Genomic DNA, 11,333 nt, shown 5'->3' on the forward strand with positions numbered 1-11,333 from the left:
TTGATAAGCCTGATAAACCTACGAGAGCCTACCCGGAGGACTCGCCGACTCATCGTCGTCCGGAAATCGGTCGAATCGATCGGTTCTCCGCACGAATGAACGGACGCGGACGAGAAGGACGGTATAATTTACTCTGTTCCGTATCACAGTAGTATTATGCGTGAGAACGTTGTACACAGTCCCGATGCCCGAAATACGCGTCTCCGACAGCCTGTACAGACAACTCGTCTCCGTCTCAGAGGCGGAGGGCGGTGACCTCGACAAGACGATGTGGAAGATGGTCGCACGCTACGGCCGCGGGAACCACCCCGGCGACTGATCGGCGGTCGTTCGCACCGCGCGCACGGCAGGCCAACGGGTATATCCGCCCGGCGTGTAGGGAGAACGTGGCAAACAACGACGACCTGTCATCCATCGCCGGACTTCCCGAAGAACTCGGCATCGACCAGGACCTCTCGAAATCCCAACAGCAGCTCTCGGTTCACGTCGACACTCGCCGCTACGGGAAAGCCGTCACCGTCGTCAGCGGCTTCGACCTCTCGAAGGACGAACTGCGGGACGTGGCCTCGCGATTGAAGAGCAAACTCGCCTGCGGCGGGACGGTCGAGGACGACTCGGTGGAGCTACAGGGCGACCACACCGGCCGCATCGGCGATATCCTCCGCGACATGGGCTACGGCGTGCAGACCTGAGCGAGTCGCGACGGCCGGCGCAGATAGGCGCGCGATAGAATCACTCCGTTTTCGCTGGTTTCACCGGTTTCACCGCACGAGCCGTTCGACGCGGGCTTCGAGTCGGCTTTTTCAACGGTAGAGCCGTCGCCGGGCCGCCTATCCCACGAACGAGGTGACGCCGAGGCTCTCGGCGATGAGCCAGACGATGAACACGCCGTAGAGGGCGACGAGAAAGTACGCCTCTCGGTGGGAGAGGCGCATATCCGTCCGGAGAACGGCGAAGAACGCCACGGACGCGGCGACGAGAAAGCCCATCATGGGAACCACGTCCGGGAGCGACACCGTCGCCCGCCCGGCGGCGAAGACGCCGGCGGGGAGGACGACCAACAGCGCGAAGATGTTGCTCCCGAGGACGTTCGCGAGGCTCACGTCCGCGTTGCCGCGGCGCGCGGCGACGACGCTGACGAACGTGTCCGGCAGACTCGTCCCGGCCGCGACGACGGTGAGTCCCCACAGGAACGTCGAGGTGCCGAAGGCGTTCCCGAAGCCGACGGCGGCGCGGACGAGCAACTCCGCGGAGACGACGATGATACCGAGCGAGACGAGCAGTCGAGCCCACTCGCGTTCGACGTTCACGGCGTCGGGGTCCGCGTTGAAGGGCGACTTCACCCGGTGTTCGAGGGTGTCGGTGTACTGGATGAAGAGGTACAGACCGTACAGGACGAGGGGGACGGCGCCGAGGGCGGGCGTCAGCGTCCCGGTGAACGGATCGCCGTCCGCCGACCCGTCGTAGAGGACGGCCAGCGTGAACATCAGAAACACCACCGCGACGGAGAGCAGGTAGAACTGCGTCTCCTTGAACACCAGGTCGCGATTCGACGCGAGCGACCCCTCGCCCGCCAGTGCGGAGACGGAGGGGATGACGAGGATGTTGAACACCGCCGACCCGACGACGGCGCCGACGCCGATGTCGAACGCGCCGTAGCGGGCGGCGGCGATAATCGTGCTCGACAGTTCGGGGAAACTCGACCCGACGGCGGCGACGACGGCTCCCTGCACGACGGCCGGGAGGCGGTAGTACGCGCCGAGGCTGTCGGCCGCCTCGACCAGCAGTTCGCCGCCGCGGAACGCGAGTCCCGCGCCGACGACGGCCGCACCGAGATACAGCGCCAGCGTGAACGTCGTGGCAGCCACCATTCAGAACCCTTCTCTGAAGAACGCTCGCTCGCGCGGGAACAGGGCGTCCAGCGTCGCTCGGATGGACGCGTCCGCGACGGTCAGGTCGCCGGCGCGTTCCAGTTCGGCGGCGTCGCGCGCGCCGACGGCCAACTGCGAGAGCGCGCCGATGCCGAGTTCGGCGTCCGGGCCTCCGGTCGCGGTCGCACCGTCACCGAGGCGGCTCACGTGCGCGCCCGCGGCGTCCACGCGGAGTTCGAACGTTCCGTCGTTCCACGCGCACCGGTCGTCCGAGACGGCGAGCACGACGGACTCGCGCGCGTCGTACGACAGCGTCGAGAGCGCCCTCGCCACGTCGACGATGCGGACCATCGGCCCGGGTTTCACCTCCAGCGTCGCCGCCCGCGGGTCGGGTAGTTCGTCGATGGGACGCGCCCACTCGGGGAGGGCGAGGAACGTCACCGAGTCCACCTGCGAGTCGTGGTCGCGGCAGAACCGCAGCAGGTGCCCGCGCGCCTCGTGGTCGACGGCGGCGCGTTCCCACACGCGCATCTCGCGCCCGTCGCCGTCGTCCTCGTCGACGGTGTACGTGAGATAGCCCCGCAGCGACCCCTCCTCGTCGGACCAGCCGAAGACGTAGGGGTCCTTCCGCCACCCCCGGAAGACGCGCTCGCGCCACCAGCCCTCGGTCCGGCGGACCGCGAGCGACTCGGTCGCCCACGCCTCGTGGACCGCGCGCATCGCCGAGAGGTCGTCGTCGGGGGTCAGTCGCCGGAACGTCCCGCTGGCCGCGGGGACGACGTCCGCGAGTTGCTCGGGCGGGAGCGTCACCTTCGCATGGTTACAGCAGGTGGCCCAGCCCAGTCGGCGGTAGAAGGGGTACTCGAACGGCCACAGCGCCGAGAACGCCGCCCCCTCCTCGCGGTAGCGCGCGAGGAGGGCGTCGAGCATGGCGCCGACGGTCCCCTGCCGCCGACCCTCCGGCGGGGAGGCGACGGCGGAGACGCCGGGCATCGCGCGCCACTCGCCGCGCACGCGGGCGGTGAAGTCGTAACTGCCGCAGACGGTGCGGAGGTCCGAGGCGTCGGGGTCGGAGTCGGGGGGCGCATCGTAGAAGCCAAGCGGGGTGAACAGGTCGGGGTCCTCGCGGTTACGGTCCTCCCAGTCCGGCCCGTCCGTCGGTCGGAAGGCGTAGTTCACCATCTCGCGGAAGGCGTCGCGGTGGTCCTCCGGTAGCGAACGCAGGTGCACGTCCCCACCGTCTCCGCGGACGGTAAAAAGCGCTCCCCGACCGTGCGAGCGGGGACCACGCCGAACGCGGCGTCGGCCGTCGAGGACGACCGGACCGAGTGGAGCGGGCGGCGACGGACGGCGCGGAACCGAGCGATTCAGGGTCGTGTGGTCCCGAGCGGGTGTATGGGTCAAGACGAGGCTCCCGTTCGGGACGACGGGGAGTCGTCGAGCATGTTCGAACTCACGCGCGATAAGGTGCTCCTGTTGACGGTGCTGTTCGTCGGCATCGCCGGCACGGGGCTCCTCCGACGGTTCCTCGGCGAACTCGGCTACAACGGCATCGGCCGTATCGTGTTCGTGCTCGGCTACGGGGGGATGGTGTTCATCATCTGGTACGGATGGATCCGCCCGATGGATATCACCGGTCCCGGCGGGGGGTAGCGCGGGCGTCCGGTCCGCCGGAGAGAACGGAACTTTAATACTCGATTCGCGCCGAATCTCGCGGTAAGGATGCTCCCCATACAGCTCATCGACAGCTTCCTGCTGGAGTACAACGTCGGGCAGGCGCTGTTGCTCGTTTTCATCTTGGCGACGCTGGGCGCGCTACCGCTGAAATCCGCGAAGGTAGTCGCCCTCAACACCATGGCGTTCGGCGTCATCTTCCTCTTGACGCCCCAGTCGCTCGTCCCGCTTCACTACCTGTTCCTCGGTATCGCGCTGGTCATCATCGGTCCACTGCTGTGGACCACCTCGCGGGACTGACCGCGGACCCGAGGCGCCGGCCGCATCCTTTCCCGTCCGGGCGGCGAACGCGGACGCGAACGCGACGTTTAACCCACCGCGACGACAACGACGGCACATGGCACAACCGCGCGTCCCCGGCGGCCGTGGTGAGGACCTCGAACTCCCGTGCGGGGAGACGAAATCGGTCCGGAGCCTCGATCTCGGCCTCCGAGAGTTCGACTGTCCGTGCGGCGACACGCACGCCGTGGTGATGGACGTGCACCCGCCGGAGCGATTTCTCCCCGACTTCCTCGTCGAAGTCCTGCAAGGGGCCGTCGAGACGACGAGCGAGGAGATGCCGGAGTTCGGCACGGCGCACCTGATGGGCATCGTCCTCGAAGAGTTCCCCCGAAAGGTCGTCTCCGCCGACGTGAGCGACGACGGCGACGTGGGCGCGGGCATCGTCTGGGTGACGGACTTCGACTCGCGCCGCCTCCACGAGATAATCGTCGAACTGGTCGTCGAACTGATGGAACACGCCGTCTCCCACGCCGAAGACGACTCGGCCATCTCCGACTTCGAGACGAAGATGCTGGATTTCGATGTGGGTGAGTTCGTCGAGCAGTACCGCGCGCAACGCGACCTGTCCGAGGACGACGTGTACGCGTAGGGCCGTCGACGGGACGCGCGGATACGAACGTGGTTCTCCCCACCTTGACTCTCCCACTCACACCATCCAGCGACGCGTCTCGAAAGCCGAGACAGCCGATTCGACCGCGTCGCGGCCCCTCTACGATATTCGAAACTCTGTTTCGTATCTCGTAGTAATTCGCCGGGCTTATTACGATGTGCTGGTTTCGTTCCCACGATGACCGACGAGGACACCTCGACTGGCTCTCCCGAAGAGGGCGAGAACAGGACCATTCTGCTCATCGGAAGCGGTCCCATTCAGATCGGACAGGCGGCCGAGTTCGACTACTCCGGCGCGCAGGCGTGCCGAGCGCTTCAGGAGGAAGGGGCGCGAGTCGTCCTCGTCAACTCGAACCCGGCGACGATTATGACCGACCCCGAGATGGCCGACAAGGTGTACATCGAACCCATCACCACGGAGGCCATCTCCGAGGTCATCCGCAAGGAAACCCCCGACGGCGTCATCGCCGGCCTCGGGGGACAGACGGGGCTGAACGTCACCGCCGAACTCGCCGAGGAGGGAATCCTCGAGGAGTTCGACGTGGAGATAATGGGGACGCCGCTCGACACCATCTACGCGACGGAGGACCGCGACCTGTTCCGCCGGCGCATGGAGGACCTCGGTCAACCCGTCCCCGCCTCGACGACCATCTCGCTCGATGAGGACGAGTCCGTCTCCGCGGTCACGGAGGAGGACCTCTCGGACCGCGTCGAGTCCGCGGTGGACGCCGTCGGCGGCCTCCCCGTCATCTCGCGGACGACCTACACCCTCGGCGGATCGGGGTCGGGCGTCGTCGACGACATGGAGGAACTGAAACAGCGCGTGCGCAAGGGCCTCCGCCTCTCGCGCAACAGCGAGGTGCTCATCACCGAGTCCATCTCGGGGTGGGTCGAACTGGAGTACGAGGTGATGCGCGACGCCGACGACTCGTGTATCATCATCTGCAACATGGAGAACATCGACCCGATGGGTATCCACACCGGCGAGTCGATGGTCGTCACGCCCTCGCAGGTGATTCCGGACGAGGGCCACCAGGAGATGCGCGACGCCGCTCTCGAGGTCATCCGCGACCTCGGGATTCAGGGCGGGTGTAACATCCAGTTCGCGTGGCACGACGACGGCACCCCCGGCGGCGAATATCGCGTCGTCGAGGTGAACCCGCGCGTCTCCCGTTCCTCGGCGCTGGCCTCGAAGGCCACCGGCTACCCCATCGCCCGCGTGACGGCCAAAGTCGCCCTCGGCAAGCGCCTCCACGAGATAGACAACGAGATTACGGGCGAGACCACCGCCGCCTTCGAACCGGCCATCGACTACGTGGTGACGAAGATTCCGCGGTGGCCCAAAGACAAGTTCGACGACGTGGACTTCACGCTCTCGACGGCGATGAAGTCGACGGGCGAGGCGATGTCCATCGGACGGACGTTCGAGGAGTCGATGCTGAAGGCGCTCCGCTCCACCGAGTACGACCCGGTGGCCGAGTGGTCCGAGGTATCCGACGAGGAACTCGAAGCGGAGTACCTCGAACGGCCGACGCCGGACCGCCCGTACGCCATATTCGAGGCGTTCGAGCGCGGTTACACCGTCGAAGACGTGGTGGAACTGACCGACATGAAGACGTGGTACGTCGAGCGGTTCAAGCGCATCACCGACTCCGTCGCCGCCGCGCAGGAGGGTGATTTCACCGCCGCGGCCACCGCCGGTCACACGAACGCCGAGATAGCCGCCGCGACGGGCAGCGAGGTGGGCACCGTCGAGACGCAGGTGCCCGGCCGGACCTACAAACAGGTCGACACCTGCGCCGGCGAGTTCGCCGCGCAGACGCCGTACTACTACTCCTCGCGCAAACCGGAGTTCTTCTCCGGACCGTACGAGGGCAACGCCGCGGCGGGCGAACTCCGCGTCGACCGCGACGTGGAGAGCGTCGTCGTCGTCGGCGGCGGTCCCATTCGCATCGGACAGGGCGTCGAGTTCGACTACTGTTCGGTCCACGCCGTGCGCGCCCTGCGCGAGATGGGCATCGACGCGCACGTCGTGAACAACAACCCCGAGACGGTCTCGACGGACTACGACACCTCTGACGGCCTGTTCTTCGAGCCGATAACGGCCGAGGAGGTCGCGGACGTGATCGAGGCCGCCGACGCGGACGGCGTGATGGTCCAGTTCGGCGGACAGACCTCCGTCAACATCGGCGAGAAACTGGAGGACGAACTGGCCCGCCGCGGCGTCGACTGCGAGATTCTCGGGACGACGGTGGACGCGATGGACCTCGCGGAGGACCGCGACCGGTTCAACGTTCTGATGGACGAGTTGGAGATTCTCCAGCCCGAAGGCGGGTCCGCGCGGAGCAGAGAGGAGGCGCTCGAACTCGCGCGCGAGATCGGCTACCCCGTCCTCGTTCGCCCGTCGTACGTCCTCGGCGGCCGCGCGATGGACGTCGTCCACTCCGACGAGGAGTTGGAGACGTACATCGAGGAGGCCGTTCGCGTCTCGCCGGACAAACCCATCCTCGTCGACGAGTTCCTCGCGGACGCCGTCGAACTCGACGTGGACGCCGTCAGCGACGGTCGTCGCACCCTCATCGGCGGCGTGATGGAACACGTCGAGAGCGCGGGCGTCCACTCGGGCGACTCCGCCTGCATGATTCCGCCGCGCGCCCTGGACGAGGAGACGATGACGCGCGTCCGCGAGGTGACGGAGGAGATAGCCACCGCCCTCGATACGGTGGGTCTGCTGAACGTCCAACTCGCGGTCAAAGACGGCGAGGTGTACGTGCTCGAAGCCAACCCGCGCTCCTCGCGGACGGTGCCGTTCGTCTCGAAGGCGACGGGCGTCCCCATCGCCAAACTCGCGGCGAAGGTGATGGCCGGCGAGACGCTTGCGTCCCTCGACGTGCAGGAGCAGATTCCCGAGCACACCTCGGTGAAGGAGGTCGTCCTGCCGTTCGACCGCCTGCCGAACTCCGACCCGCGCCTCGGCCCCGAGATGAAGTCGACGGGCGAGGTGATGGGCACCGCGCGGTCGTTCGCCAAGGCGTACGACAAGGCGCAGGACGCGACCAGCAAGCCGGTGCCGACCGGCGGCACCGCCATCGTCGACCTCTCGGCCGACGAGTTCCCGGACCTCGACAGCGAGGCGGGGGAGACCCTCCGTGAAGGCTTCGCGGAGTACTTCGACCTCGTCTCCTTCGAGGACGAGGAGGAACGCGACGCCGCCATCCGCGAGGGGAAGATAGACCTCGTGGTGTCGCGGAATCGCGACATGCTCGAACTCTGCGTCGAAGAGGAGATAACGTACTTCTCGACGCACGCCTCCGCGTCGGCGGCGCTCGAAGCCATCGGCGCGGCGGACGACCCCCTCGACGTGCTGGCCGTCTCCGACCGTCCGAAGCGGACGGCCGAGTGGGGCGGCGAGTAGCGTAGCGAGACGACACACGACAAGCCAAGACGGGAGGCGAGGCGGTCGACGGCGCGTCGCGGTCCTCGTCTCTTCTTGTCTCTTCTCGACCGTCTGCGTTTCTTCCGCCCCACGGGTCGTCGCTTCGCGATACTTACTCTCAGGGGGGTGCCGTCCGTGTCGAAACGGCAAACCCGTCACCGCTGGGTACGCCGCGGGTGCCCGCCCACGCCCCGCGCTCTCGGGAGAACGCAGATTTTGCCCGCCGAACGAACCGTTATGTACGCTCGAGAGCCACGATATCGTATGTCATTTTCCAGCGGCCGGGTGCTGGTCGCCGGCGCGACGGGCGGGACGGGTCGGCGCGTGCTCGACACGCTCCGGTCGCTCGACGCCGACGTGACCGTCCGCGCATTGACGCGGTCCGCGGACGAGGAGTCGGCGCTCCGAGAACGGGGCGCCGACGAGGTGGTCATCGGCGACGTTCTCTCCGCCGAGGACGCTGCCCGCGCCGTCGAGGGCTGTGATGCCGTCGTCTGCACGCTCGGGTCCTCGCCCGGACTCGGCTCCCTCACCGGCGACTACGCCGACGGACAGGGGGTGGAGAACCTCGTCGACGCCGCCCGCGACGCCGGCGTCACGCGGTTCGTCCTCGTCTCCTCCATCGGCGTCGGCGACTCCAAGTCGGGGATGGCGCTCGGCCTCCGTCTTCTCCTCCGCGGCCTCGGTATCCTCCGGGCGAAGGCCCGCGCCGAGGCGCACCTCCGCGCGTCGGGTCTCACGTACACGGTTCTCCGACCCGGCGGGCTGACGAACGCCGACGCGACGGGCGACGTGGTCGTCGGCGAGGGCGGCGACACCGTCTCGGGGTCGGTCCCGCGCGCCGACGTGGCGGGACTCTGCGTCGCCTCGCTGTTCACGCCGGCGGCGGAGAACAGGACGTTCGAGGTAGTCGCCCGGCGGGGTCTCCGCGGCAACCCAGAGGGCGTCGTCGAGGTCGACTGGCGGATGGGTCCCTCGCCCGGCGGCGGCGCCTCGGCGGCCGATACCGCCAAGCGGCGGTCCGCGTCCGGTCGCGCGTCGGACGACGCTACGGTCGAGGAGAGCGAGTCGGCGGACTGACTAATCGAGCTTTCCGAGCGCCTCGAAGAAATCGGAGGGCGACCCCGCGAGGCGGACGGGGGCGTTCGCGGACGCGACGGTCACCTCGGCCGGCGGCGTCAGGTATTTCCGCCGTCTGCCGTCGGTGACGACGACGGCCTCTTCGGCGCCGGCCACCGAGATTGTCACCTCCGCGTCGGGCGAGACGACCAGCGGCGGCATCCCGTCCTCTGCGACCATCTCGTTGACGACGAGGCCGCCGACGCTCGGGTGGACGAGCGGGCCGCGTTCGCTGAGGTTGTACGCCGTGCTCCCGGTGGGCGTCGCCACGAGGACGCCGTCGACGTGCCCGCCGCTGTACAGCGAACCGTCGACGCGCACCTCGACGTCCACGCCGCCGCCGTGACCGCGCCGGGGACCCTGCACGACCACCTCGTTCATCGCGGGCCGCTCGGTCCACCCGTCGCCGCCGGCGGCGATGCGCGGCACCTTCCGGACCGCCAGCGACTTTCCCTGCCGGAAGTGCTCGACCTCTCTCATCACGGCCTCGACGGCCTCGTCGGGACCGACGGCGTTCAGAAACCCGACTTCGCCGAGGTTGACGCCGAGGATGGGCGTCCCGCCCGCGCCCCGCGCGGCGAACAGGAACGTGCCGTCGCCCCCGATGCTCACCGCGAGGTCCGCCGATTCGAACGTCTCGACGTCGTGGCCCGAGACGCCGAGCGTCTCCGCCGTGTCCGCGTCGACGCGCACGTCGACGCCCGCCTCGCCGAGTCGCTCCCGGAGGTCCTCGGCCAACCGCGCGGCCCGGTCGTTCCCCCGTTGTGCGACGATGACCACCTGCATGCTCGTCTCTCGGGTTCGCCCTCGCCCGGCAAAAGCCCACCGTCACCCGATTCGTCTCCGATACGACCTCCCCCCCGTCGGCGCGCGCAAACCAGTCGGTACGGGTAACATTCATACAGTTTGGCGACTATCTACTCACGACTGCGATGGAATCGACCGCTTCGCGTTCGCGCGCGACACGACACGGCGACCGGGGGGACGACGCGTGAGCGACGACGACGACTGGTTCGAACGCGCGTTCGCGGACTCCGACGACGACTCGGAGGCCGCGACGGCCGACGGCGAGACGGAGGCGGGCCGGGACGACACCGCGCGACCGGACGCGGGTACCGACACCGAGGAGACGGCGGCGGACGACGGGTCCGACGGTGCGACTGACGGCTTCGAACGCGCCTTCGGGGCCGACCCCGACGACGACGCGTTCGGCTTCGACGTCGGCGCACCGTCGGACGACGCGGAATCGACCGCCGACCAACCCGACGTCGGTCAAACCGACCCCGGCCAAGCCGACGCCACCGACCCGTTCGGCGGCGTCCGCGATAGGCGGGCGGACGAGCGAAGAGGAACCGACGCCGGGGCGGACTCCGACGGACACGACCCGTTCCCCGACGACTTCGCGGCGGCGATGGAAAGCGCACCGGAGTTCGGCGGCCCGAGCGACGACTTCGCGGCGGCGATGGAGAGCGCACCGGGGTTGGACGGTCCGGACGCCGGGTTCGGCGGGATGGGCGGCGATGCGGAGACGTTCGACGACGAGGCGTTCGAGTCCGACATCGAACGCCTCGACATCGGCATCGACGGACTGGACGAGATGATTCTGGGCGGCGTCCCCACCCGGTCGCTCATGGTCGCCATCGGGTCGGCCGGGACGGGCAAGACCACGTTCGGCCTCCAGTTTCTCAACCGGGCGCTCGAAGACGGCGAGAAGGCCGTCTACATCACGCTGGAGGAGAGCCGACAGCGCATCTTCGATACCGCCGAGGAGAAGGGCTGGGCGTTCCGCGAGTACGCCGAGGAAGACCGACTCGCCGTCATCGACCTCGACCCCGTCGAGATGGCCAACAGCCTCGCCAGCATCCAGAACGACCTCCCGCGTCTCGTCTCGGAGTTCGGCGCCCAACGCCTCGTCCTCGACTCCGTCTCACTCTTGGAGATGATGTACGACCGCCCGTCCGAACGCCGGAGTCAGGTGTTCGACTTCGCCCGCGCGCTGAAGGACGCCGGCGTGACGACGCTTCTCACCTCCGAGGCGAAGGAGAACAACCCCTACTCCTCCCGGCACGGACTCGTGGAGTACCTCGCCGACGCCGTGTTCGTCCTCCAGTACGTCCGTCCGAGCGACTTCCGCGAGACGAGACTCGCCATCGAAATCCAGAAGGTTCGGGACGCGAACCACTCGCGCGAGACGAAACCGTACGAACTCACGAACGACGGCATCAGCGTCTACCGACAGGCGAACATCTTCTGACGCCGTCGCGGCGGCCGAACTCGGTCGT

Annotated in this window: 11 protein-coding genes; 8 read left to right on the forward strand and 3 right to left on the reverse strand. The window is 68.1% G+C overall.

Annotated elements, in window-relative coordinates:
• Positions 1-184 precede the first annotated feature (184 nt).
• Together C474_RS23260 and yciH are read left to right on the forward strand one after the other, a co-directional pair.
• On the forward strand, positions 185-319 hold the full coding sequence (locus C474_RS23260) for a hypothetical protein (protein ID WP_008384555.1): 135 nt from the start codon (positions 185-187) through the stop codon (positions 317-319).
• 67 nt (positions 320-386) lie between these two features.
• The gene (gene yciH / locus C474_RS04950) at positions 387-692 is read left to right on the forward strand and encodes a stress response translation initiation inhibitor YciH (protein ID WP_008384556.1); all 306 of its coding nucleotides are present in this window, start codon (positions 387-389) and stop codon (positions 690-692) included.
• Positions 693-830: 138 nt separating this feature from the next.
• Here yciH and C474_RS04955 read toward each other — a convergent pair whose 3' ends face one another.
• The gene (locus C474_RS04955; protein WP_008384557.1) at positions 831-1,871 is read right to left on the reverse strand and encodes a sodium:calcium antiporter; all 1,041 of its coding nucleotides are present in this window, start codon (positions 1,869-1,871) and stop codon (positions 831-833) included.
• Positions 1,872-3,101 carry a GNAT family N-acetyltransferase gene (locus tag C474_RS04960; RefSeq protein WP_008384558.1) on the reverse strand — a complete coding sequence of 410 codons (1,230 nt, stop codon included), beginning with the start codon at positions 3,099-3,101 and terminating at the stop codon, positions 1,872-1,874. It abuts the gene before it with no gap.
• Positions 3,102-3,266: 165 nt separating this feature from the next.
• Here C474_RS04960 and C474_RS04965 point away from each other — a divergent pair, with 165 nt between their 5' ends.
• From C474_RS04965 to C474_RS04985, 5 genes are all read left to right on the forward strand, one after another.
• Positions 3,267-3,524 (forward strand): hypothetical protein, encoded by a 258-nt coding sequence (locus C474_RS04965; RefSeq protein WP_083861952.1) that lies wholly within the window; start codon positions 3,267-3,269, stop codon positions 3,522-3,524.
• A 69-nt stretch (positions 3,525-3,593) separates the two neighbouring features.
• The gene (locus C474_RS04970; RefSeq protein ID WP_008384560.1) at positions 3,594-3,845 is read left to right on the forward strand and encodes a hypothetical protein; all 252 of its coding nucleotides are present in this window, start codon (positions 3,594-3,596) and stop codon (positions 3,843-3,845) included.
• Between the two features lie 97 nt (positions 3,846-3,942).
• Positions 3,943-4,476, forward strand: coding sequence for a DUF5815 family protein (locus C474_RS04975; RefSeq protein WP_008384561.1), 534 nt, complete (start codon positions 3,943-3,945; stop codon positions 4,474-4,476).
• Positions 4,477-4,674: 198 nt separating this feature from the next.
• A complete protein-coding gene (carB, locus tag C474_RS04980) occupies positions 4,675-7,911 on the forward strand; it encodes a carbamoyl-phosphate synthase large subunit (RefSeq protein WP_008384562.1) in 3,237 nt (1,078 codons plus the stop codon).
• 285 nt (positions 7,912-8,196) lie between these two features.
• Complete coding sequence (locus C474_RS04985; RefSeq protein ID WP_049916730.1) at positions 8,197-9,012, forward strand: SDR family oxidoreductase; 816 nt, start codon at positions 8,197-8,199, stop codon at positions 9,010-9,012.
• Here the strand turns inward: C474_RS04985 and C474_RS04990 are convergent, their stop codons facing one another.
• Positions 9,013-9,837 (reverse strand): NAD(+)/NADH kinase, encoded by an 825-nt coding sequence (locus C474_RS04990; protein WP_008384564.1) that lies wholly within the window; start codon positions 9,835-9,837, stop codon positions 9,013-9,015.
• Between the two features lie 205 nt (positions 9,838-10,042).
• Here C474_RS04990 and C474_RS04995 point away from each other — a divergent pair, with 205 nt between their 5' ends.
• Positions 10,043-11,305: a KaiC domain-containing protein gene (locus C474_RS04995; RefSeq protein ID WP_008384566.1), complete on the forward strand. Its 1,263-nt coding sequence runs from the start codon at positions 10,043-10,045 to the stop codon at positions 11,303-11,305.
• Positions 11,306-11,333: the final 28 nt, after the last annotated feature.

The sequence above is a fragment of the Halogeometricum pallidum JCM 14848 genome (assembly GCF_000337095.1).
Lineage (GTDB): Archaea > Halobacteriota > Halobacteria > Halobacteriales > Haloferacaceae > Halogeometricum > Halogeometricum pallidum.

Bases quoted from the DNA above. Each gene is read 5' to 3' on its own strand.
- C474_RS23260 (WP_008384555.1), top strand. From the start codon at position 185: ATGCCCGAAATACGCGTCTCCGACAGCCTGTACAGACAACTCGTCTCC.
- C474_RS04955 (WP_008384557.1), bottom strand. From the start codon at position 1,871: ATGGTGGCTGCCACGACGTTCACGCTGGCGCTGTATCTCGGTGCGGCC.
- C474_RS04965 (WP_083861952.1), top strand. From the start codon at position 3,267: ATGGGTCAAGACGAGGCTCCCGTTCGGGACGACGGGGAGTCGTCGAGC.
- C474_RS04970 (WP_008384560.1), top strand. From the start codon at position 3,594: ATGCTCCCCATACAGCTCATCGACAGCTTCCTGCTGGAGTACAACGTC.
- C474_RS04975 (WP_008384561.1), top strand. From the start codon at position 3,943: ATGGCACAACCGCGCGTCCCCGGCGGCCGTGGTGAGGACCTCGAACTC.
- carB (WP_008384562.1), top strand. From the start codon at position 4,675: ATGACCGACGAGGACACCTCGACTGGCTCTCCCGAAGAGGGCGAGAAC.
- C474_RS04985 (WP_049916730.1), top strand. From the start codon at position 8,197: ATGTCATTTTCCAGCGGCCGGGTGCTGGTCGCCGGCGCGACGGGCGGG.
- C474_RS04990 (WP_008384564.1), bottom strand. From the start codon at position 9,837: ATGCAGGTGGTCATCGTCGCACAACGGGGGAACGACCGGGCCGCGCGG.